Source organism: Pseudomonas sp. P7548, assembly GCF_013386585.1.
Classification (GTDB): domain Bacteria; phylum Pseudomonadota; class Gammaproteobacteria; order Pseudomonadales; family Pseudomonadaceae; genus Aquipseudomonas.
Genome location: NZ_JACARO010000031.1, coordinates 13,172 through 35,935, shown reverse-complemented (window position 1 = coordinate 35,935; position 22,764 = coordinate 13,172). Strand labels below are relative to the sequence as shown.

Genomic DNA, 22,764 nt, shown 5'->3' with positions numbered 1-22,764 from the left:
CCCTTTGACCTGATTCGGACCTACCTCCATGCGCTTGACTGTGTTGGCTTGCCTGTTCCTGTCTGTGGGTGTGGCCCAAGCGGCTACCCGAGAAGTGATCCCGATTCACAGCGCCACCATGGCCAATGGTGATTTGCGCTACAGCGTCACCTTGAAGATTGGCGGCACGCCGGTGGAAACCCAATTCGACACCGGCTCGGTGGGATTGCGCGTACTGCCCGGCGTGTTGAAGCCCCAGGATGCCGTGGCGCAGAACGTGCCGGCGGCGATTCAGTATGGCAGCGGCGTGCGCCTGAACGGCAAGCTGGCACTGGCCACGGTCAGCCTGGGCACTGCCACGGCACACGTGCCGCTGCAACTGGTGGACAGCATCAGTTGCAGCGATGCACGGCCTAAATGCCCGGCCTCCAAAGTGTCCGCCAAGGACTTTCTCATGGGCGGCAACCCCGAGCGGGGCGAGGGCTTCAAGGCGATCATGGGCGTTGGCATGTTGCGCAACCCCGCGACCAACCCGCTGGTGGCCATGGGCGGCCGCTGGTTGGTGGTACTGCCTCGGCCCGGGCAGAGCACCGGGCAGTTGATCCTCAACCCCACGGCGGCGGAGACCCAGGGCTTTCGCACCCTCAGCCTGCAACGTTTTGCGGTGAAACCCGGGGATGCCAGCGCCTACTGGAAAGACCACGGCGTGCAAGGTTGCCTGCAGCGTCTGGACACCCACCAGCAGGTGTGCGGCAACAGCATCCTGGACACCGGCGCGGCGGGTTTTCATATCTATGCCGATGCACTGCAAGCCAACTGGCCGGTGGGCACCCCGGCGCATTTCAGCCTGACGCTGGGGGACGGCAGCCAGATGGGCCAGCACTTCAAAGTGGATAACGGCGGCGGGCGCTATGTGCGCTACATCACCGCCCAGGGCGAACACAACTTCCACGGGATCAATGCCGGCTTGCTGACGTATTTCGATAACGCGGTGCTGTACGACCAGTCCGCCGGCACCATCGGCCTGAAAGCCCGCTGATCTCACCGTAAAACAGGGTCTATTGTGGGAGCGGGCTTGCCCGCGAATGCGTTGGGTCAGTCAACATATTCAGTGACTGACACTCCGCATTCGCGAGCAAGCCCGCTCCCACATTTGAATCTCACCTACCTGAAAATTTTCATTCACGACCTCTTTGCTCGATAAACGACACCCGCTCAAATTTAGCCATTGAACGACTGTTCAGTTTGAACTATGTTGACCGCATCCACCCGTTTGCCTGCAAACGGGTTCGCGCTTTTTCTTCTTGAACGAGAGGCTCTGGCATGCGGTTTTCCCCCTTCGTTGAGCGAATTGCAGGGCAGGGCGTTGCCGCCTGGGACATTCACCACGCCGCGTTCCACGCCGCCAGCCAGGGCGAAGACATCATCATCCTCAGCGTCGGCGATCCCGATTTTGCCACGCCTTCGTTCATCACCGACGCGGCCGTCAGCGCACTGCGCGACGGCGACACCCACTACACCGAAATCCCCGGCCGTACGTCCTTGCGCGATGCCGTGGCTCGACGCTACAGCCAGACGCTGGGCCGCTCATTGGCGGCCGATAATGTGATCATCGTGCCCGGCGCCCAGAACGCATTGTTCATCAGCTCCCTGTGCCTGTTGCAGGCCGGGGATGAAGTGCTGGTACTCGACCCGATGTACGTCACCTACGAAGCCACGCTCAAGGCCAGTGGCGCAACCCTGGTGCGCGTGCCGTGCTCGCCGGAGTCGGGATTCCGCCTGGACCCGCTGGCACTCGCCGCTGCAATCACCCCGCGCACCCGGGCGATCTTCTTTTCCAACCCGAACAACCCCACCGGCGTGGTGCTCAACCCCCAGGAACTGCAAGTGATTGCCGACCTGGCCATCGCCCATGACCTGTGGGTGGTGGTGGATGAGGTCTACGAAAGCCTGGTGTTCGACGGCCAATACCACAGCCTCGCCGCGCTGGCTGGCATGGAAGAGCGCTGCATCGTGATCGGCAGCCTGTCCAAGTCCCACGCGATGACCGGCTGGCGTATCGGCTGGATCATCGCCGCGCCGCCGATGGTCGCCCATGCCGAAACCCTGGTGCTGAGCATGCTCTATGGCCTGCCCGGGTTTGTGATGGAAGCCGCTGCGGCCGCCGTGCTGGCCCATGATGAAGTGACCGTCGGCATGCGCGAGATCTATCGCCGCCGACGTGACCTGGTGGTAGCCGGCCTGAGTGCTTGCCCGGGGATCAAGGTGCAGGCGCCCCAGGCCGGCATGTTTGTGCTGGTGGATGTGCGCGGCACGGGCTTGAGTTCGCTGGATTTTGCCTGGCGATTGTTCCGCGAGGCCGGGGTCTCGGTGCTCGATGCGGCGGCCTTTGGTGAACCTGCCCAAGGCTTTGTGCGGCTGTCGTTCACCCTGGGCGATGAGCGCCTGGCCGAGGCGTGCCAGCGCATTGCTGGCTTTGTCGGCCGACTGGCGGGCGAGCCACGGATCGCGCCGGCGCCCGTCGCAAAGATTGAAGTGGTGCAACCGGCCGAGGTCAAAAAGATGATCGAGGTGGTCGATCTGCATAAGCGCTTCGGCAATATCGAAGTGCTCAAGGGCATTTCCCTGACCGCAAACGAAGGCGATGTGATTTCCCTGATCGGCGCCAGTGGCTCGGGCAAAAGCACCTTGCTGCGCTGCATCAACATGCTCGAAGTGCCCGACCAGGGCAGCATTCACGTAGACGGTGAGAGCATCAAGCTCAACTACGGCCGCCCCGGCGCACCGCTGGTGGCGGATGCCAAGCAACTGGTGCGCATCCGCTCGACCCTGGGCATGGTGTTCCAGAACTTCAACCTGTGGCCCCATCGCACTGTGCTCGAAAACCTGATCGAGGCGCCCACCCAGGTGCTGCGCGAAAGCCGGGCCGAAGCCATCGAGCGCGCCGAAGCCTTGCTCGACCGCGTGGGGCTGGCCGCCAAGCGCAATGAATACCCGGCGTTTCTCTCCGGCGGGCAGCAGCAGCGGGTGGCGATTGCCCGTGCGCTGGCGATGCGCCCCAAAGTCATGCTGTTCGACGAACCCACTTCAGCCCTCGACCCGGAACTGGTGGGCGAAGTGTTGCGCGTTATCCGCTCTCTGGCCGAAGAAGGCCGCACCATGATCCTGGTCACCCATGAAATGGCCTTCGCCCGGGATGTGTCGTCCAAAGTGGCTTTTCTGCACCAAGGCATGATCGAGGAAACCGGCTCGCCGGACTCGGTGTTTATCGACCCACGCAGTGAGCGTTGCCGGCAGTTCGTCAACGCGCATCAAACTCGCTAACTCCATAAAAAGACGGGGCAACTCATGAAATGCAAACGCATGGCAACGTGGTTGGGCAGTGCAGTGTTGATGTTGGCCGCAGGTTTTACCTGGGCTGCGGAAAAACCCATTGTGTTCGCGGTGGCGGCCGAACCTTACCCGCCGTTCACGGTAAAAGGCGGCAATGGCCAGTGGTCGGGGTTTGAAGTAGACCTGATCCACAAGCTGTGCGAGGGCATGAAAGCCGAGTGCCAGATCAAGGAAGTGGCGTGGGACGGCATCATCCCGTCGCTGTTGGCGAAGAAAATCGACGTGATTTTTTCGTCGATGTCGGTGACCGACGAGCGCGAAAAACAGATCGCCTTCAGCCGCGCTTATTACGACTCGCTGCTGGGCGTGGCAGGGCCCAAGGGCGCCACCGTGGACATCACGCCTGAAGGCCTGAAGGGCAAGTTGATCGGCGTGCAGATCTCCACGGTCAGCGCCAACTACCTGAAGAAGTACTACGAGAACATCGCCGACCTGAAGTACTACGACACCCAGGAGTCGGCCAACGCCGACCTGATCGCCGGGCGCATCGACTACATGATGGCCGATGACACCGCCATCGCCATGATGGTCAAGACCCCGGAAGCCAGCGGCCTGGCCCACATCGCCAGCGTGCCCTACGACCCGATCATCGGCCGTGGCGTCGGTGCCGGCTTGCGCAAGGAAGACACCGCGCTCAAGGCACGCCTGGACAAGGCCATCGGCGAGCTGCTGGTGAGCAAGGACTATGACGACCTGTCCCAGCACTACTTCGGCCTGTCGGTCAGCCCGTGTAAACGCACTGATACCCCTGCGTTTGTCAGCAAGACCTGTGACAGCCCTTACCAGCAAATCGCCCAGAAGAGCGAATAATGTTCGACCTTTTAAGCTTCGGCGAACAAGGGTGGGGTAACGCGCTGCTCAAGGGGTTATGGATGACCCTGCAAATCTCCGCCGGCGCCTTTGCCGTGGGGTTGCTGATCGGGCTGGTGGTGGCGTGCGCCAAACTCAGCGCCCCACGCCCGATTGCAATGCTGATGCGCGGCTACACCACGGTGTTTCGGGCGGTGCCGGAACTGCTGCTGATTCTGCTGCTGTATTACGCCGGCGCCATGGGCCTGAATGCGTTGATTGTCAGCCTGGGCTTCGAGCAGTTGAATATCAGCGGGCCGCTGGTGGCGATCCTGGTGTTGGGGTTGGTGCAGGGCGCGTATGCCTCGGAGATTTTCCGCGCGGCGATCCTGGCCATTCCCCATGGCCAGATCGAAGCGGCGCGGGCCTTTGGCTTGAGCGGCTTTGGCCTGTTCCGTCGGGTGACGTTGCCGATCATGGCGCCTTACGCCTTGGCGGGCATGTCTAACCTGTGGATCAACCTGATCAAGGACAGTGCCCTGATCAGCGTGGTCGGCACCAACGAGTTGCTCTACACCGCCAAGCAGGCGGCGGGTTCCACCCGCCAATACCTGCTGTTCTACCTCACGGCCGCCGCCTTGTATTACCTGGTGACGCTGGCTTCCAACTACCTGTCCGGGCGCCTGGAGCGACGTATTCGTCGCTGGATGCCGGTTGTCGAGTGAGGGGCCCATGCCTGAGTGGATAAGTTACTACGCGGGGTTGATCGCCAAAGGCTTGCAGACAACCTTGTCGCTGCTGGTGATGTCGGCGGTGCTCGGCTTTGCCCTGGCGGTGCTGGTGGCACTGGCGCGCTTGTCGCGGCGCAAGTGGCTGGCCCGCAGTGCGCTGGCCTACACCAGCGTGCTGCGGGGCACACCGTTGCTGATCCAGATCTACATCTTCTATTACGGCCTGGGCAGTCTGTTCGCCCAGTTCCCGATGATTCGCGGCAGCTTCCTGTGGCCGTTCCTGCGCGACGGCTACTGGTACATCGTGTTTGCCCTGGTGCTGTCGGTGGGCGCCTATGTGGGGGAGGTGATTCGCGGTGGCCTGCTGGCGGTGCCCAAGGGTGAGATGGAAGCCGCCTCGGCCTTCGGCATGACGCCACGCCAGGCCTTGCTGCGGGTGCGCCTGCCACGGGCGATGCGCTTGTTGCTGCCGACCTTGGCCGGTGAAACGGTGATGCTGCTCAAATCCACTGCGCTGGCGTCGACGATTGCCGTGGTGGACCTGCTCGGCGCGGCGAACGTGGTGCGTGCACAGACCCTGCAGATCTATCAACCGCTGCTGCTGGTGGCCGGGGTGTACCTGTGCCTGACGTTCCTGATCGAAGGCGTCTACGCCATCGCCGAACGGCGCGGCACGCCGCTGCGCAGGTCGGCGGGATGACCAAGGACCGCTCGCTGCAAGGGATTGCCCTGTGCTCCCTGGCCTACGCGTTCCTGGCGTTGCAGGACGCGGTGATCAAGTGGCTGGTGGCCGATTATTCGGTGTTCACCATCCTGTTCTGGCGCAGCCTGGTGGTGGTTGCCGCCTGTGTGATCGCCGGGCGCCTGGGCTTGCTGCGGCGGGCCTGGACCTCGGTCAGCCGTAAATTGCTGGTCGTGCGTGGCTTGCTGTCGTTGCTGGCGTGGTTGCTGTATTACACCGCCGCCAAGGACCTGACCCTGGCGGAAATGACCACCTTGTATTTCTCGGCGCCGATCATGGTCACCTTGCTGGCAGCGCTGATTCTCAAGGAGCGCGCCAGTCGCGGCCAGTGGATCTCGCTGATCATTGGCTTTGTCGGCGTAATGATCGCCTGTCGCCCAAGCAACATGGTCGACCCGCTGCCGATTGCCCTGACCTTGGCCGCTGCCCTTTGCTGGGCGTTCACGTACATCCAATTGCGCCAGGTCGACCCGACCACCTCGGTGCTGGAGCAGATGCTGATCACCAACGTCGTTTTTGTGATCTGCATGGCGGTGACCTTGCCCTGGACCCACACCCCAGCGCCCACACCGTCCTGGCTGGGCATGCTCGCGGCGGGGTTGGTCGGCGGTATCGGCCAGTTCCTGTTGTTTGCCAGCTTCCGGCGCGCCACGGCGACCTTACTGGCACCGTTCGAATACACCGGGCTGATCTGGGCGTTTCTGTTGTCGAGCCTGGTCTGGGGCACCTCGATGGACGCCTCGCTGATCGTCGGCGCGGTCTTGATCGCGGTCAGCGGCACCCTGGCCATGCTCAGTGCGCGCCACCCGGAATCACAAGACGTGGTCGGCGCCGAATGCTCCGTGACGCAGCCCCTGTACCCAGCAGCGGCAGATGTGCAGCCCGTTGGCGGGGCTGAAGGTGCCGGGGTTGAGACACCCCTCGAGCCAGAGCCCGTCGAGCATCGCCGATAGGCCGATGGCGGCCAGGTGGCTGTCGTGGATGACCAACTGCTCGGCGCGGGCCAGGTCGTCGAGCAGTTGCTGGATCAACGCCAGGTAGGCGCGGTAGCTGTTTTCGTGGGACTGGTTCACGTGAGGCGAGTGACGGATCAGACTCCAGAACACCACCCACACGCCGAGCAGGTCCGGGTCCATCACCCGAGGTGAAAAGGATGCGCTGAGAAACGCATCCAGGCGCGCGGCGGCGCCTTCGACCTGTTCCACTTGCTCCCAGAGCGCGGTGGTCAGCTCGTTGGCCAGCTTGTGGTAGGTCTCGGCGATCAGCGCATCGATGCTGCCGAAATGGTGGTTGAGCAAGCCCACCGACACCCCGGCTTCGGCGGCGATACGCCGTACGGAAATGCCCGCGTGGCCATCGCGGCCGAGGCTGGTGAGGGTGGCGGCAATCAGCAGGTCCCGGCGTTCGTCGGGGTCGGCACGGCGCAATTTGGGAGGGTCGACGGTCACGGGAATGCCCTTGAAGAAACACCAGAGTGCCAAAGGTTAGTTGAACATCTGTTCAATCTCTAGCGTTTAAATCATCAGAGGAGGGCAAGGCATGGCAAAAGACCTTTCGTGGCAGGTGACCGGTGACGCCGGCAACCCGTTGCACATCGGCGCCTGGCAGTTCGAAGGCGACGACAGCGGGCCCCGGGTGCACCTGCAAGCGGGCGTGCATGCCGATGAAATCGCTGGGATGCTGGTGCTGCACCAGTTACTGCCACGCTTGCAGGCTTGCCAGAACCAGGGCCGTCTGCGCGGGACGGTGACGGTGGTGCCCCAGGCCAACCCGTTTGGCATCAGCCAGTTTCGCCAGGGCAAATTGCTCGGGCGTTTTCATGAGGCCACCGGGCAGAATTTCAACCGTGGCTTCGACCATTCGCTGGCCCAGGCACGCCCCGCCAACACCCTCGCACAGTGGCAAAAAAGCCTGGTGCAATTGGCGCAGGACGCCGACCTGGTGCTGGACCTGCACACCGACGATGAAGCGCTGCCGTACCTGTATATCCACCGCAGCTTCTGGCCGGAACACGGCCTGGCGCTGGCGGCGGCATTGCGCGCCGAGGTGGTGATCGTGTGGGATGAAGGCGGCGACGGCGCGTTTGAAGAAGCCATCATCCAACACGGCTCGCCGCGCTTGGCGGCCACTGTCGAGTTGCGCGGCCAGGCGGATGTCAGCGACGCGCTGGCCAAGCAGGACGCTGATGGAATCTGGGCGTGGCTGTGCATCAACGGCGTGATCGATGAAGTGGCCGCTATCGCCGAATGGCAAGGGGAAGCCGTGGACATGGGGTGTATGGAAACCCTTTTGGCGCCCAGTGCTGGCGTGCTGGTGCTTGAAATCGGTCTGGGTGATTACGTCGAGGAAGGCCAGCGCGTTGCACGGATTATCGGACGTCCAGGCGACCCGTCTTCAGAAGTGATGCTCTACGCCGCCCAAACCGGGCGCATGGTCACCGGTCACCGTGAGCGCCTGGTGGCCCAGGGTTCGGTGGTTGCAAAATTCACGGGAACGCGACTATCCGAGGGCTACAACGGCGGCCCGCTGGACCCCTGATACCCCCAACTTGTAGTGAGCGGGCTTGCCCCGCGCCGCGGCGTGCCAGCCCACTGATATTTACCTGACACACCGCCGCGCGGGGCGAGCCCGCTCACTACAGGTCATTGGTCGTAGGGGGAGCCTGTGCGTTTTAGGCGGCGCATGGCGCTGTCGAGGTGGGCCCTGGCGCTCGCTGGGTCGCCTTCGCGCATTTGCACGTAGGCCTGTTGTGCCACCGTCGGGTCAATCGGCAGCAAGGGTTGCCCGCTGGCCATGGCTTTCAGTTGCACCTCGGCTGCACGCTCCAGGTAGTACAGGTCGTCCCAGGCTTCGGCGATGTTCGGCGCGACCACCATCACCCCATGGTTTTTCAGGAACAGGATATCGGCGTTGCCGAGCGCTTGGGCGATCCGCAGCCCCTCGCGGTTGTCCAGGGCCAGGCCGTTGTAGTGCTCATCCACCGCCGTACGCCCGTAGAATTTCAACGAGGTCTGCCCCAGCCACAGCAGCGGTGGGCCTTGCAGCAGGCACAGCGCGGTCGCATTGGGCATATGGGTATGGAACGCCGCCTTGATGCGCGGCTGTTGCTGGTGCAGTTGGGCGTGGATGTAGAACGCAGTGGCTTCCGGCGTACCGTCGCCATCGATCACGTTGCCGGCGAAATCACATACCAGCAAATGCGACGCGGTGATTTCCTCGAAGGCATAGCCGAACGGGTTGACGAAGAACAAACCGTCATGCCCCGGCACCGTGGCCGAAAAGTGATTGCAGATACCTTCTTCCAGGCCATGCAGCGCCGCCAATTGCAGGCAGGCGGCGAGTTCCACCCGGGCTTCGATGGCGGCAATCGTGTCGAGGTTGAAGCGCCCGGCGCGGGGGCCGAGCGATGTGGGTGTAAAGGTGTGGGCCATGGTTACCACCCCAAGGACTTGAACAACTCGGGCACGCCGTCGAGGGTCGACAGGGTTGCGTCCGGCGTGTAGTCGGCGAGCAGTTGGCGGCCGGTACCACGGTCGATCCACACGCACCGAAAGCCGATATCCCGTGCGGCAGCGTGGTCCAGGTGCGGGCTGGCGCAGATGTGCACCACCTGGTCGAGGCTCACCCCGAGTTGCGCATGGGCATGGTCGAACAAGCGGCGATCCGGCTTATAGGCCCCTGCCTGCTGCGCGGTGATCACCCGATCGATATGCCCACCCAGTTGCGCGACATTGCCCGCAATCACGTCATCGTCGGTATTGGAGACGATGCAGAGTTTGTAACCCTGCTGCTTTAACTGATTCAGTGTGCCCAGCACCTCGGGGAACGGCGGCATGGCACCGATGCTGTCGGTCAGGATGGCTGCATCGTCAGGGCTGGCGCTCAGGCCTAGCTCTTTGAGCGCCAACTGCAATCCCAGCCCGGCCATGGTGCGGAAGCTGCGATGGGGTGGCGTTTGTTCCAGGGCGTGTTCGTGGTGGTCGTAGACGCTGATCAGTGTCTCGCGGTCCACCTGGTGGTCACCCTTGGCATCGAGAATACGGTCGACAGCGGCGCGCAGGCCTTCATCCCATTGGATCAACGTGCCGTAGCAGTCAAAGGTCAGCCAGAGCGGGCGGGGGGAGTGTTCGAGCGGCATGGGGTCACCTGTGGGGTCGTGAGCGATAGAGACAGCATAGAAACCCTGGCTGTCAGTTGGAAATTAAATTAACCTCTGCATCACATTTGTATAGTCGATATGAAGGCCGTCGCCATGTTTGATCTGGAACTGCTGCAAACCCTGGTCTGTGTCGTGGACGAAGGCAGCTTCACCCGCGCCGCCGAGCGGGTGCATCGCACCCAGTCCACGGTCAGCCAACAGATCCGCAAGCTGGAAGAGAGCGTCGGGCACGCATTGCTGGTGCGTGATCGCTCCGGCCAGCAAGTCAGCCCCACCGAGCACGGCGAATTGCTGACCCATTACGCCCGCCGCCTGTTGAACCTGTCCCTCGAAGCGCGGGATGCGTTGAATACCGAAGCCAACGTGGTGCCCGTCAGGTTAGGCGTGCCGGAGGACTTCGACGCGACGCGCATGGCCTCGATCCTTTCCGGATTTGTTCGTGCACGCCCGGAAGCGCGACTGGAAACGGTCAGTGGCATGAGTACCGACCTGCGCCGGCAACTGGAGACCGGCGAAATCGACATTGCCTTGGTCAAGCGCGAAGTCGGCAGCGGCGAGTGCCATGCCAGTTGGCCGGAGCCGTTGGTGTGGGTGTGTGGTGCTGGGCAGGATCTGCGCGCTGAAACGCTGCCACTGGCGTTGTTTCCCCAGGGTTGCATCTACCGCCAACGCGCCATTCGAACGCTGGACAAGGCGCGGCGCAGTTGGCGCGTGGCCTTTGGCAGCCACAGCCTCACCGGGATACAGGCGGCGGTAACGTCTGGCCTGGGGATCAGTATCTTGCCGAAAAACGCTGTGCTGCCCAGCCACCGTATCTGCACGGAACTGCCGCCCGTACCACCTTCGGAACTGGCATTGGTCAGTGGCGCAGAACGATTGAGTACTACCCACCGGGGGTTGATCGAGTGTCTGCGCGCAGAGCTTTCATTACCTGTGATCTAGTCTCGCCAGATATCCGAAACAAAATGTTGTGGTTGTGATTGGAACAATTTCATACACCGAAGTAACACAGAGGTGACAGCACCAATGAAGAGATCCTGCGGTGCCAGGTAATTCTTTCGTCAACCAAAATGTGACTTTGCTGACTTATGACCACTGCACTTGCTAACGCGTCCAACCGAGTCAACCCTGCTCCGACTGTGGCACCTGGTACCGTACAAACCCGTCATAGCGCTCACGCCCCCAATAGCGCAAGGGAAAAACTCAGAGCTGATATGGTTAAGGAGTTGAACAGTGGGAGAATGTCACCTGACGTCCATAGCATGGTTGAAGGGGTGTTGTTTCCGGGGCAGAAAGGACTGCCAAACGTTCAGGTGAAGACTTTGGCTGTCGCCAAAGAAGGGCTCTTGATCGAGCGTATACCGCATGATTCTTCTGGTGTGAACATCGTGCTTTATTTACCGGAAAATCAGGGACACCCATTCCATTTGTTTAACGATACGCGGGAAATGAACAGTGGGTTGAAAACACTGGCCCGTGATCCCGAGCGATTTGGCGTCAATGATAAAAATGCAATGGCCGGCCGCGATGCCGATACTGACGTTAGTCGTGAGCCTGTCGACAACCGGTATCAACTAACGGCGCCCAGGAAAAAACGCGAAACCAGTGAAACTGTTTCCGGCAAGGTAAATGAAAGTCCTGCCAACGCCCCTTCAACAGGCGGGGGCGTCGACGAAGCCGCTCAAACACTATTGGATTTAGCTGAACAGATGGACAAGGAATACCCCACCCCTCAAAAGGTGGTGGCCGAACGCGTTCGCAAAGAGATTAAAGACTTCACGACAATAAATGGCCCGCAAGTGTTGGACATTGATCCTGATCGCGTTTTTATCCAGCACTTCAGCGAAGAAGACCCTGAATATGAAAAACTTGGATTCAAACCGAAGGGTTACGTGATCGGCGATCACAAACCCACCAGTCAACCTAAGTCGTTGACACAAGCAATTGCCGATAATGACCCTTGGTCGGATGACCGTGTGAGTGGCGGACAAACTGTCATCTTCACGGCAGACCCCGCCAATCCCAAATATGATCCTGCCAACAAACTCGAACTCGATCCCGGCCTTTTGTCAGCCATTGCACGTAATCGTGATATGGCAAAATTGTACGGAAAGGCACAACAGGAGTTTTGGCAAAAAAACATGGGAAACATGCAGGCTTTGCATGAAAAAAACTATGCGCTGCGTGCAGGCATTGAAGCGGCGGAGGGGACCCTATCGAAAGAGGGGCTAGCCATGGTGGTTGAAGCCGCTGACTTCAACACGCCTGGGCAGGCAGACAGCAAACACGTGGCCCGTTCACTCTTGCAAATCGGTGATTATCGCTCGTCGGATATTGTGGTGCTCAAGCATAAGGACACAGGGCGTGTGGTGGTGTACATGCCTGCCGACGGACAGTCCTTTTTCGAGTTCAAAGACGATGTCGCGATGCGTAAATGGGTATTTGAAGTCGCAAAAAGTGAAGAGGGGCGCAATGCACTGGAAAAACATTTCACTAAATATTATTTGCGTGACGGCCCTTTCAAGGACGGTGTAAGTACCCTCCTGAAGAAAATGATCGCTGACGAGAAAAAATACTTTCCTACCGTCGTGATGTATGGGCAAGCGAGCGCACGTATCGAGGGCAATCTGTTTGAGAACTTGACCAAGCTACAGGCCTGGGATGCTATCTCGGATGGGGATGAAGTCATCAAGTCAAACCGCAAACTGCTCTTGGAAAAAATTGCCAAGCTGGCAGGGGCGGTGGGCACTATTTTTCCGCCTGCCGTATTTTTGACGGCACCGACGCAAATCGTTATTGCCGCCTGGCAGGCAAACAATGGCCACACCGCGGCAGAGCGTGGAGGCGCAGTGGCAAACATGGGCTACGCCGCAGGTGACCTGGCGCTCTCGCTCCTTCCCACAACGTGGATAACCAAGTTGCTCAAACCCGTGGTAAAGCAAGGTAGCCGGCTGGTCAAAGGATTTGCCAAGCGACGCGGCAGCTATTCACTGGCAAGCAGTCCTCCGAGCACAGAAGTGCCCAAAGGAACTGCTGGCTCCTATAAAACGTTTTCAGGTGCCCGCGACCCCATCCCCGAAAAACCGCCCGCACGGCCAAATAACAACGGCAGACGAAAACCTTTAGATGAGCCCGAAAGCAAAGCGCGAGACAAAACTGAAAATGTGCCAAGCGACAAGGTATCAACCCATGAAAACAAGGCGTCCGTCACGCCTGCGGAGATCACTGCTGCGAATGGCACCCCTATAGCGATCAAGAAAACCATGCAAGATTTGCGAAAAATTGATGACGGTGTATTTGTATTTACGGACTACACGAAAGGCGGGCAAAGAAGGCTGAATATACTCGCGCATGGAAAAAAACTAGGCACGCACGGCGCCGATACGAAAAATGCTGCAATCACGCTGCATCAGAAGTTGGTAGAGAACGGTATTGATCTTGAAAGCTATGATCGGTTTCGAGTGCTTGCGTGCTCTTCGGGCAGCAAGGGAGTGGATTCTTTCATTACGCACTTCCACGGCATTGTCAAAAAACCCGTCAAAGGCTATGACGGCGTAGTCACGACCAGTATGACGCCTGAAGTGATTCAGAGAGAGTTCGACAAGGCGCGGAATATATATACCGATCCATCGAAGGCAAACCAAGGCGTTGTCGAGAACTTTGCGCAGAATAAAAAGTTCACGCAGCAAAAAGAAACATCCTTCAACCCCTTTAATGGGAATTTCAAATACTGGTTATTCCGCTATAAACCGATCACCGTAGGTGGATGAAATATTGCCAAGGTGCTCGCTGGCCAGCACGTCCTGGGCACCTTGGGCATACTTACAGACGCTCCAAACGCTCCAGCAACAAGCGCTCCATTGGTTCCATTGGCAGCGGCCGGCTGAACAGGTAGCCCTGGATCTGATCAAAGCCGGCTCCCTTAAGGGACGCTAGTTGCGCCTGGGTTTCAACGCCTTCGGCCACTTCCCGCAGGCTGAGGCTGTGGGCCAGTTCGACAATGGTACGGGTGATCGCCGCGTCCTGGGGGTTGCTGGTCACTTCGCGTATAAACGCGATGTCAATCTTAAGCGTGTCGATGGGAAACCGCCGCAGGTACGCCAGGCTCGAATAGCCGGTACCGAAGTCATCGATGGAGATCTTCACCCCCTGGCGTACAGGCGCTGCAGGCTGGCGGTGGTGTGCTGGGTGTTTTCCATCAACGAGCCTTCGGTCAGTTCCACTTCAAGCCAGTTGGGCTCGACCCCGGTGCGTGCAAGGGTGCACGCCATATCGGCAATCAGGTCGCCTTCGATCAATTGATGGCCGGAGAGGTTGACCGCCACCTCCACCGTGCCAATCGCATCGCGTTGCCACTCTGCGATACGTTAGCAGTCCTGCTCGATCACCCGACGGCCCACGGGGACGATCAAGCCGATATCATCAAACTGAACGAGGTGAAACGTTTAATCAGTCGATAAACGGCATACGCAAGCGCTTGCGTAAGGAAATGTAACTGGCATAGAGTCGGCAGCACTCGACAACAAAAATAAAAAAACCAGGAGCTCATTCATGAGCCTTGAACCCTTGCTTGAAATGCAGGGCATCAGCAAAACCTTCAACGGTGTGCGGGTGCTCAAGTCAGTCGGCCTGAAGGTCTACCCCGGCGAAATCCACGCCTTGATGGGGGAGAACGGTGCCGGCAAATCCACGCTGATGAAAATCCTTTCCGGCGCCTACCAGGCTGACCCCGGTGGTCAGATCTGCATCGACGGCCAGCCCGTCGCCACCTTCGACCCCGCCAGCGCCAAGACCCACGGCATCGCCGTCATCTACCAGGAGCTGAGCCTGTGCCCCAACCTCAGCGTGGCCGAGAACATCTACCTGGGCCGTGAACTGCGCCGTGGCTGGACCATCGATCGCAAAGGCATGCAGGCCGGTTGTGTGGAAGTGCTGCAACGCCTGGGCGCCGAATTCAAACCGTCGACGCCGGTCAGCAGCCTGTCGATCGCCGAGCGCCAACTGGTGGAAATCGCCCGCGCGTTGCACGGCCACGCCAGGATCCTGGTGATGGACGAACCCACCACGCCGCTGTCCTCCCGCGAAACCGACCGCCTGTTTGCGCTGATCAAGCAACTGCGCAGCCAGGGCCTGGCGATCATCTATATCAGCCATCGCATGGCCGAAATCTACGAGTTGTCCGACCGCGTCTCGGTGCTGCGCGACGGCCAGTACATTGGCGAGTTGACCCGCGATGTGCTGTCGGCCGAAGTGCTGGTGAAAATGATGGTGGGGCGCGACCTGTCCGGCTTCTACAAGAAGGAACACGCCGCGTACAACCCCGGCGACGTGGTGATGCGCGTGCGCGACATGGCGGACGGCAAGCGTGTGCGCCACTGCAGTTTTGACCTGCACGCCGGCGAAGTGCTGGGCATCGCCGGTTTGGTCGGGGCAGGGCGCACGGAACTGGCGCGCTTGATCTTCGCCGCCGACCCGCGCACCAGCGGCACCCTGGAAGTGGTGGGCAAGACGGTCACTCAATTGCGCACCCCGGCCGACGCCATCCGCGCCGGCGTGGTGTACCTCACCGAAGACCGCAAGGCCCAGGGCCTGTTCCTGGACATGAGCGTGGCCGACAACATCAACGTCTGCGCCTGTGTGCCGGATGCCCATGCCGGTGGCGTGCTCGACCGCAAGCACGCGGCGCAGCGCTCCAAGGATGCGATCCAGTCACTGGCGATTCGCGTGGCCTCGGGCAAGGTCAACGTCGGCGCCTTGTCGGGCGGCAACCAGCAAAAGGTGCTGTTGGCGCGCTTGCTGGAGGTCAAGCCTCATGTGTTGATCCTCGACGAGCCCACCCGTGGCGTGGACATCGGTTCCAAATCCGAGATCTACCGCATCATCAATCAACTGGCGCTGGCCGGCGTGGGCATCGTGGTGATCTCCAGCGAGCTGCCGGAAATCATCGGCACCTGCGACCGCGTGCTGGTGATGCGTGAAGGCCAGCTGGTGGCCGAAGTCGGCGGGGCATCGGGCCACGCCATTTCCCAGGAACGCATTATTGACCTCGCCACCGGTGGCGATCAGGTGGTTGCCCATGGCTGAGTTGAACATTGCTCCAACAGGTAAGGCAGAACGCGCACGTGAACTGATGCGCACGGTGGGCATGTTGCCGGTGCTGGTCCTGTTGCTGGTGGGGTTCGCCCTGGCCAGCGAGAACTTCATGACCGTGCAGAACCTGTCGATCATCACCCAGCAGGCCTCGGTCAATGTGGTGCTGGCGGCGGGCATGACCTTTGTGATCCTCACGGCGGGGATCGATCTGTCCGTGGGGGCGATCCTGGCGGCCTCTGCCGTGGTGGCGTTGCAGGTGTCGCTGTCGCCGCAGTTCGGCATGTTCGGAATTGCGGCCGGTATCGGCTTCGGCCTGTTGCTGGGCCTGGTCAATGGCGGGCTGATCGCGTTCATGCGCCTGCCGCCTTTTATTGTCACCCTGGGTGCACTGACTGCCATGCGCGGCCTGGCTCGCCTGCTGGCCGATGACAAGACCGTGTTCAACCCCGACCTGCCGTTTGCCTTTATCGGCAACGACTCGATCCTTGGCGTGCCGTGGCTGGTGGTCATTGCCGTGGCGGTGGTGGTGCTGTCGTGGTTCATCCTGCGCCGCACCGTGATGGGCGTGCAGATCTACTCGGTGGGCGGTAACCCGGAAGCGGCGCGGCTGTCGGGGATCAAGGTGTGGAAAGTGCTGCTGTTCGTCTACGCCATGTCCGGCGCCCTGGCCGGGCTGGGCGCGGTGATGAGCGCCTCGCGCCTGTTCGCCGCCAATGGCCTGCAACTGGGCCAGTCCTATGAGCTGGATGCGATTGCTGCGGTCATCCTCGGCGGCACCAGTTTTACCGGTGGCGTCGGCACCATCGGCGGCACGCTGATCGGCGCCCTGATCATCGCGGTGCTCACCAACGGCCTGGTGCTGCTGGGGGTGTCGGACATCTGGCAGTACATCATCAAGGGCATCGTGATCATTGGCGCGGTGGCGCTGGATCGGTATCGCCAGTCCGGTGCGCGGACCTGAATTGACTCCCCTAACAATCACAAGAGAGACCGGTATGAACCTCAAACGCATCTTTCCCGTTGTCGCCTTGGCTGCCCTGATGTCCCAAACGGTAGAAGCCCGTGAACTCAAAGCCCTGGGCATCAGCATGGGCTCGCTGGGCAATCCGTATTTCGTGACCCTGGCCGACGGCGCCACCGCGCGGGCCAAGGAGCTGAACCCCAACGTCAAGGTCACGTCGGTGTCGGCTGACTATGACTTGAGCAAGCAGTTTTCGCAGATCGACAACTTCATTTCGTCCAAGGTTGACCTGATCCTGCTCAACGCGGTGGACCCGTCCGCCATGGCGTCGGCGATCAAGAAGGCGCGCGACGCGGGGATTGTGGTGGTGGCGGTGGACGTGGATGCCAAGGGCGTGAACGCCACGGTGCAGACCGACAACGTCGAAGCCGGCAAGCTGGCCTGCCAGTTCCTGGTGGACAAGCTCTCGGGCAAGGGCAACGTGATTATCCAGAACGGCCCGCAAGTGACCGCCGTGACCGACCGCGTGAAGGGTTGCAAAGCCGCCCTGGCCAACGCGCCGGAGATCAAGGTGCTGTCCGATGACCAGGACGGCAAGGGCTCCCGCGAAGGCGGCCTGAACGTGATGCAGGGTTACCTCACGCGCTTCCCGAAAATCGACGGTCTGTTTGCGATCAACGACCCGCAAGCCATCGGCAGCGACCTGGCGGCCAAACAGCTTAAGCGCAGCGGCATCATCATCACGTCGGTGGACGGCGCCCCGGACATCGAAAACGCGCTGAAGACCGAGTCGCAGATCCAGGCTTCTGCCAGCCAGGACCCCTGGGCCATGGCCCAGACTGCCGTGAACGTGGGCAATGACATTCTCAATGACAAGGCCCCGGCCGAAGCGGTTACCCTGCTCACGCCAAAACTGATCACCCGTGACAACGTCGGTTCGTACAGCGGCTGGTCGAGTAAACATTGATCCACTAAAAAAGGGGTAGCAGCGTCGTGGTCACCATGGATGACGTGGCAAGCAGGGCGGGGGTGTCGACGTCGACGGTGTCCCATGTGCTGAACGGCACCCGCAAAGTCAGCCCGGCCACCGTGCAGGCGGTGCAGCGTGCGATCGAGGAACTGGGTTACATCCCCAACACCCTGGCGCGCTCGCTGGCTCGGTCGAGCACCAGCACGATTGGCGTGGCGATCTCGGCGCTGTCCAACCACTACTTCAGCGAAACCGTGCACGCGATCGAAACCGAGTGTGCGCGGCACGGCTACATGATGCTGTTTGTCGACCCCCACGACGACCCGGAGCAGGAATTGCGGGTGGTCACGGCGCTGCACCATCGGCGCGTCGATGGGATCTTGCTGGCACCGTCTACGGGTTCTTTGGCTTTGGAGTACTTGCAGGCCAACGAGGTGCCGACCGTGCTGGTGGATCGCATGATGAGTGAGCGGTTTGACCAGATCGGCGTGGAGAACACCCAGTCCACCCAGGCTCTGGTCAGCCATTTGATTGAACACGGCCACCGACGCATCGGCTTCATTGCCGGACGTGCGGGGCTGGGCACCACCGATGAACGCGTGGCCGGCTACCGCCAGGCCTTGCACGCCGCCGGTCTGGCGTTTGATCCGCAGTTGCTGGTCAACGGCGGTTCCAGCAGCGAGCCGGCGCGGGCTGCCACCGCACACTTGCTGGCCCTGGAGACGCCGCCCACGGCGATCATGGCCGGCAACAACCTGATGACCCTCGGCGCCATGCATGCCTTGCGCGATGCGCGCATCGAGGTACCGGCGCAAATGGCCCTGGTGGGCTTCGACGATTTTGACTGGGCGGATTTCTTCGTGCCACGCCTGACGCTGATTGCCCAGCCAGTGCAGGACCTGGGCACCCGCGCGGTGCATCTGCTGCTGCAACGCATGGCCTCACCCGACGCGCCCACCCACAGCGTGCGGCTGGCACCGAGCCTGCAAATCAGACATTCATGTGGCTGTACTGGATTGGAATGACACGCGTATGAGCACACCCGTTTCCCTCGGCATCGACCTTGGCACCTCGGAACTCAAGGCCATCCTGATGGACCTTGATGGCGCTGTATTGGCCCATGCCGGCGTGCGCCTGAGCGTGTCGCGACGCCACAGCGGCTGGTCCGAACAAGCGCCAGAGGATTGGTGGCAGGCCTGCCTGCAGGCCTTGGAGCAACTGCGTGCCCATGCAGCGTTTGCCCAAGTGGCGTGCATCGGCCTGTCGGGGCAGATGCATGGCGCGGTGCTGTTGGGGGATGACAACCGAGTGTTGTACCCGGCGATTTTGTGGGACGACTCACGCGCTGTGGCCGAAGCCGAGCAGCTGGGCCCGGGCTTTGCCGACGTCACCGGCAGCCTGCCCATGGCCGGGCTGACGGCGCCGAAACTGCTGTGGCTGCAACGGCACGAACCTGAGGTATTCGCGGCCATTGACTGCGTACTTTCGCCTAAGGATTACCTGCGTTTGCGCCTGACGGGCGAGCGTATCAGCGAGATGTCCGACGCCGCGGGAACGCTGTGGCTGGACGTGGCGAACCGCCAATGGTTCACCCCCATGGTACGCGCGACGGGCCTGGCCCCTGCGCAGATGCCACGGTTGGTCGAAGGCGGCGCAGCGAGTGCTCAGCTGACGGCATCCGAACTGGGTCTGTCGTCGCAGGTGGTAATCGCAGGCGGTGGCGGCGACAACCCGGTGGCCGCCGTCGGTATTGGCGCGATCAATGCCGGCGATGGTTTCATCACCCTGGGCACCAGCGCGGCGATTGTCGCGATCACTGATCATGCGGCCGGCAACCCGGCCAGTGCCGTGCACAGTTTTTGCCATGCGTTGCCAGACCGTTGGTACACCATGGGCGCGATGCTGGCGGGTGCCAGTTGCTTGCGCTGGGTCACGCGGCTGACTGGCACGGCGGATGAGCAGACGTTACTGGATCAGGTGCAGGTGCAGTTGCCGATAGGGCACCCTGTGCCGTTGTCGACCCCGCTGTTTTTGCCCTACCTGGCGGGCGAGCGCACCCCGCACAACGACCCTTTGCTGCGTGGCGGCTTTATGAACCTGGGCCATGACTGCACGCCCGCGATGCTGGGTTATGCGGTGATGGAGGGGGTGAGCTTTGGTTTGCTTGATGCGTTGCGTGCGGTGCAATCGGCGGGCGCTGACGTCGGCGCGTGTGCCCTGGTGGGCGGCGGTGCACGCAGCGAGTATTGGGCACAGTTGCTGGCCAATATCCTGCGGCGGGAAATCTTCACCCTGCACGGCAGTGAGCTGAGCGCGTGCATCGGTGCGGCGAAGCTGGGGTTTCTGGCCGTCGGGCAGGGTGCGAACCTGCTGCAGGCGGGGATGCCGGTGAAGGCGCGGTATATGCCGGATGCTGCGCAGTACGAGGTGTTGTCGGCCCGCTACCACCAGTTCCAAGGCTTGCTATCGGCCGCCAGATCCCTGCACGAATAAACCACACAGATAAAACTGTAGGAGCCGGCAAGCCGGCGCCTACAGGTGTGTGGTGGGTTTAGCGCGCCAGTTCACGCAATACAGTCAGCAGCGGTGTGCTGCCCTTGATCACATGCTCATGCTCGAAACAGATCCAGCCTTCGTTGAAACCGTCCACCATGCGTATGCGTGGCAATGGGTTCTGCGCGCCTTGTGAACGCAACAACGCTTCCCAGGTATCACGCTCAACCACCTCGGCGCGTACGTCACGCTCGAGTATCTGCGCCAATGCCTGGGCAATATCGTTGGGGCTCACCCATTGCCCTTCCAATTCCACCACCCGCAGCCCGGACCAGTCCTGTTGCAGCAGTTGCGCCGCCAATACGCCGATGTCCGCCGTGGCAATCATCGGTATGGCCTTGTCCAAGGGGTGCAGGAAACTGTGGATCACCCCGGTTTCGCGGGCTGTGATCACGTCGTAAGCCGCGTTTTCCATGAACCAGCCCGGACGCAAGAAGGTCACCGGCAGTTCGAGGGCGCCGAGGGCTTGCTCCATCAGGGTGCGCTGGGTCAGCAGATTGACCTGCTCGGCCTGGGCGCCAATGGTGGACAGGCACAACACCTTCTTCGGTGCTGCCGCCTGCGATGCCTGGCTCACGGCGGCGATCACCGCACGGGCCTCGGGGAAACCGGGCAATGGGTCAAACCCCGGTGGCGGCAGGATAAACACGCCGGTGGCACCTTTGAACGCAACGGTCAGCGCCTGGGCGTCTTCCATCTGGGCGAATGCCACTTCACAGCCCAGATCCGCCCAATACGCCGCCTTGGCCTCATCGCGAATCACCGCACGAACCGGTTGGCCCGCCTTGAGCAGATTGCGCGCCAGGGCGCCGCCGACTTTGCCTGTAATACCGGTAATCACGTACATGAGCTTTACACCTGTGGTTCCAATGAGTGGAGCCCAGCATAAAGACCGTCGACTGTTGACAGAATAGCGATCAAGTCACTGCGCAAGTGACTTAAAATCATCAATGCGCCAGCGGTGGCAAACGTCGTTTCACCGGGGTCTTCTTGACGATGGCGGTGTTGGTTTCGGCGTAGTGGTTGAGGCGGTCAAGCAGGGTGTCCAGTTGCTCCATGGTGCGCACGTGCAGGCGCGCGATGAAGCAGTCGTCGCCGGTGACCTTGTCGCACTCGGTGAACTCGGGAATTGCCTGGATCTGGCGTTCGACTTCTTGCAATTGGCCGGGCAGGGGGCGAATACGCACGATGGCCTGCAGCAGGTAACCAAAATGCTTGGGGTCGATGTCGACCGTGTAGTGGGTCAGTACGCCGCGCTCTTCAAGGCGGCGCAGGCGTTCGCCGACACTGGGCGAAGACAGCCCGGTAATGCCGGCCAGGGCCTTGAGGGACAATCGCGAGTCGTCCATCAGGGCGGCGATCAGTTGCTGGTCGATGGTGTCAAGCATGGTGTCCGCCTAATAAGAAAAGGTGATTCTAAGGTTTTGCCTTTTTTAGTCGCTGGAGCTGCTGCCGAGCAGATTGCCATAATTGAGCCTCACTTGAGGAGCTTCCATCGTGGACACATCTATCCGTCGCGGTTCGTGGGAAATGATCGCCGCCATGCTGATCTCCGGCACCATTGGTTGGTTTGTGCTGGTGTCCGGCGTGTCGGTGATCGAAGTGGTGTTCTGGCGTTGTGTGATCGGCGGGCTGACGCTGCTGCTGGTGTGCGCCGTGCTCGGTTACCTGCGCCTGGACCTGCTCAGTTGGGCCAAGGTCGGGCTGGCGGTGCTCAGTGGCGTGGCGATTGTCGGCAATTGGTTACTGCTGTTTGAATCCTATTCCCACGCGTCCATCGCCATCAGCACGGCGGTGTACAACGTGCAGCCGTTCATGTTGGTGCTGCTGGCGGCGGTGTTTCTCGGTGAAAAAATCACCGTGTTGAAGCTGGCATGGTTGAGCGTGGCGTTCCTCGGCATGCTGGCGATTGTCACCGCCCATGGCGGGCAGCAGAGTGGCGGGGATTATCTGGTGGGGATCGCACTGGCGTTGGGGGCGGCGTTTTTGTATGCGGTCGCGGCATTGATCATCAAGCGCCTGAAGGCGGTGCCGCCGCATTTGATGGCACTGATCCAGGTGGCAACCGGCGCCGTGTTGCTGGCCCCCTTGGTGCCCTGGAACAGCCTGCCGACTGCGCCCAATGCCTGGGCGGCGTTGGTCACCCTGGGAATGGTGCACACCGGCTTGATGTATGTGTTGCTCTACGGCGCGATCCAGAAACTGCCGACGGCGTTGACTGGCGCGCTGTCATTCATCTACCCGATTGCGGCGATTTTTGTCGACTGGTTTGCCTTCGGGCACCGCCTGGGCTGGCTGCAATGGCTGGGCGTGGTGGCGATCTTATTGGCGGCGGCTGGGCTGCAGCGGGGCTGGGGTAGCCTCGCCATCCTTCGTAGACGAACACCTGCGTAA

At 61.2% G+C, this 22,764-nt stretch carries 19 protein-coding genes and 2 pseudogenes; 15 read left to right on the top strand and 6 right to left on the bottom strand.

From position 1 onward, the window contains the following. Nucleotides 1-28 precede the first annotated feature (28 nt). The 6 genes from HX803_RS13555 (at nucleotide 29) to HX803_RS32715 (ending at nucleotide 6,587) form a co-directional block, all read left to right on the top strand. Nucleotides 29-1,018, top strand: coding sequence for a hypothetical protein (locus HX803_RS13555; protein WP_178921225.1), 990 nt, complete (start codon nucleotides 29-31; stop codon nucleotides 1,016-1,018). 284 nt (nucleotides 1,019-1,302) lie between these two features. Beyond that, nucleotides 1,303-3,303, top strand: a complete 2,001-nt coding sequence (locus HX803_RS32950; protein ID WP_178921223.1) for an aminotransferase class I/II-fold pyridoxal phosphate-dependent enzyme — start codon at nucleotides 1,303-1,305, stop codon at nucleotides 3,301-3,303. A gap of 24 nt (nucleotides 3,304-3,327) precedes the next feature. Next, on the top strand, nucleotides 3,328-4,182 hold the full coding sequence (locus HX803_RS13545) for a transporter substrate-binding domain-containing protein (RefSeq protein ID WP_178921221.1): 855 nt from the start codon (nucleotides 3,328-3,330) through the stop codon (nucleotides 4,180-4,182). Continuing rightward, nucleotides 4,182-4,886 carry an ABC transporter permease gene (locus HX803_RS13540; RefSeq protein WP_178921219.1) on the top strand — a complete coding sequence of 235 codons (705 nt, stop codon included), beginning with the start codon at nucleotides 4,182-4,184 and terminating at the stop codon, nucleotides 4,884-4,886. Before HX803_RS13545 ends, HX803_RS13540 begins: the two co-directional genes overlap by 1 nt. Nucleotides 4,887-4,893: 7 nt before the next feature. Then, a complete protein-coding gene (locus HX803_RS13535) occupies nucleotides 4,894-5,592 on the top strand; it encodes an ABC transporter permease (protein WP_178921217.1) in 699 nt (232 codons plus the stop codon). Next, on the top strand, nucleotides 5,589-6,587 hold the full coding sequence (locus HX803_RS32715; RefSeq protein ID WP_256732849.1) for a DMT family transporter: 999 nt from the start codon (nucleotides 5,589-5,591) through the stop codon (nucleotides 6,585-6,587). Before HX803_RS13535 ends, HX803_RS32715 begins: the two co-directional genes overlap by 4 nt. Here the strand turns inward: HX803_RS32715 and HX803_RS13530 are convergent. Beyond that, nucleotides 6,543-7,082 (bottom strand): annotated as a pseudogene (locus HX803_RS13530) (TetR/AcrR family transcriptional regulator); the annotation flags it as partial. The gene HX803_RS32715 and the pseudogene HX803_RS13530 overlap by 45 nt on opposite strands. A gap of 91 nt (nucleotides 7,083-7,173) precedes the next feature. Here HX803_RS13530 and HX803_RS13525 point away from each other — a divergent pair. Continuing rightward, complete coding sequence (locus HX803_RS13525) at nucleotides 7,174-8,172, top strand: succinylglutamate desuccinylase/aspartoacylase family protein (protein WP_178921213.1); 999 nt, start codon at nucleotides 7,174-7,176, stop codon at nucleotides 8,170-8,172. Between the two features lie 104 nt (nucleotides 8,173-8,276). Here HX803_RS13525 and HX803_RS13520 read toward each other — a convergent pair whose 3' ends face one another. Both HX803_RS13520 and HX803_RS13515 read right to left on the bottom strand, forming a co-directional pair. Beyond that, nucleotides 8,277-9,065 carry an aldolase gene (locus HX803_RS13520; RefSeq protein ID WP_178921211.1) on the bottom strand — a complete coding sequence of 263 codons (789 nt, stop codon included), beginning with the start codon at nucleotides 9,063-9,065 and terminating at the stop codon, nucleotides 8,277-8,279. Nucleotides 9,066-9,067: 2 nt separating this feature from the next. Beyond that, nucleotides 9,068-9,772, bottom strand: a complete 705-nt coding sequence (locus tag HX803_RS13515; protein WP_178921209.1) for a haloacid dehalogenase type II — start codon at nucleotides 9,770-9,772, stop codon at nucleotides 9,068-9,070. Nucleotides 9,773-9,886: 114 nt separating this feature from the next. Between HX803_RS13515 and HX803_RS13510 the strand changes: the two genes are divergently transcribed. Both HX803_RS13510 and HX803_RS13505 read left to right on the top strand, forming a co-directional pair. Then, complete coding sequence (locus HX803_RS13510) at nucleotides 9,887-10,735, top strand: LysR family transcriptional regulator (RefSeq protein WP_178921207.1); 849 nt, start codon at nucleotides 9,887-9,889, stop codon at nucleotides 10,733-10,735. 146 nt (nucleotides 10,736-10,881) lie between these two features. After that, nucleotides 10,882-13,563 carry a dermonecrotic toxin domain-containing protein gene (locus HX803_RS13505; RefSeq protein ID WP_372339911.1) on the top strand — a complete coding sequence of 894 codons (2,682 nt, stop codon included), beginning with the start codon at nucleotides 10,882-10,884 and terminating at the stop codon, nucleotides 13,561-13,563. A gap of 52 nt (nucleotides 13,564-13,615) precedes the next feature. Here HX803_RS13505 and HX803_RS13500 read toward each other — a convergent pair. Beyond that, nucleotides 13,616-14,217 (bottom strand): annotated as a pseudogene (locus HX803_RS13500) (EAL domain-containing protein); the annotation flags it as partial. Between the two features lie 127 nt (nucleotides 14,218-14,344). On the opposite strand from HX803_RS13500, the gene HX803_RS13495 reads away from it, so the two are divergent. The 5 genes from HX803_RS13495 to xylB are packed head-to-tail and all read left to right on the top strand — an operon-like array spanning nucleotide 14,345 to nucleotide 20,310. Next, a complete protein-coding gene (locus HX803_RS13495; protein ID WP_178921203.1) occupies nucleotides 14,345-15,877 on the top strand; it encodes a sugar ABC transporter ATP-binding protein in 1,533 nt (510 codons plus the stop codon). After that, a complete protein-coding gene (locus HX803_RS13490; protein WP_176998280.1) occupies nucleotides 15,870-16,847 on the top strand; it encodes a ribose ABC transporter permease in 978 nt (325 codons plus the stop codon). Before HX803_RS13495 ends, HX803_RS13490 begins: the two co-directional genes overlap by 8 nt. A gap of 34 nt (nucleotides 16,848-16,881) precedes the next feature. Next, a complete protein-coding gene (locus tag HX803_RS13485; RefSeq protein WP_178921201.1) occupies nucleotides 16,882-17,814 on the top strand; it encodes an ABC transporter substrate-binding protein in 933 nt (310 codons plus the stop codon). 26 nt (nucleotides 17,815-17,840) lie between these two features. Next, nucleotides 17,841-18,842 carry a LacI family DNA-binding transcriptional regulator gene (locus tag HX803_RS13480; protein WP_178921199.1) on the top strand — a complete coding sequence of 334 codons (1,002 nt, stop codon included), beginning with the start codon at nucleotides 17,841-17,843 and terminating at the stop codon, nucleotides 18,840-18,842. A gap of 7 nt (nucleotides 18,843-18,849) precedes the next feature. After that, nucleotides 18,850-20,310: a xylulokinase gene (xylB, locus tag HX803_RS13475; RefSeq protein ID WP_178921197.1), complete on the top strand. Its 1,461-nt coding sequence runs from the start codon at nucleotides 18,850-18,852 to the stop codon at nucleotides 20,308-20,310. 58 nt (nucleotides 20,311-20,368) lie between these two features. Here the strand turns inward: xylB and HX803_RS13470 are convergent, their stop codons facing one another. Then, complete coding sequence (locus tag HX803_RS13470) at nucleotides 20,369-21,217, bottom strand: NmrA family NAD(P)-binding protein (RefSeq protein ID WP_178921195.1); 849 nt, start codon at nucleotides 21,215-21,217, stop codon at nucleotides 20,369-20,371. A gap of 100 nt (nucleotides 21,218-21,317) precedes the next feature. Continuing rightward, nucleotides 21,318-21,758, bottom strand: coding sequence for an Lrp/AsnC family transcriptional regulator (locus HX803_RS13465; protein ID WP_176996152.1), 441 nt, complete (start codon nucleotides 21,756-21,758; stop codon nucleotides 21,318-21,320). A gap of 109 nt (nucleotides 21,759-21,867) precedes the next feature. On the opposite strand from HX803_RS13465, the gene HX803_RS13460 reads away from it, so the two are divergent. Beyond that, the gene (locus HX803_RS13460; RefSeq protein ID WP_178921193.1) at nucleotides 21,868-22,764 is read left to right on the top strand and encodes a DMT family transporter; all 897 of its coding nucleotides are present in this window, start codon (nucleotides 21,868-21,870) and stop codon (nucleotides 22,762-22,764) included.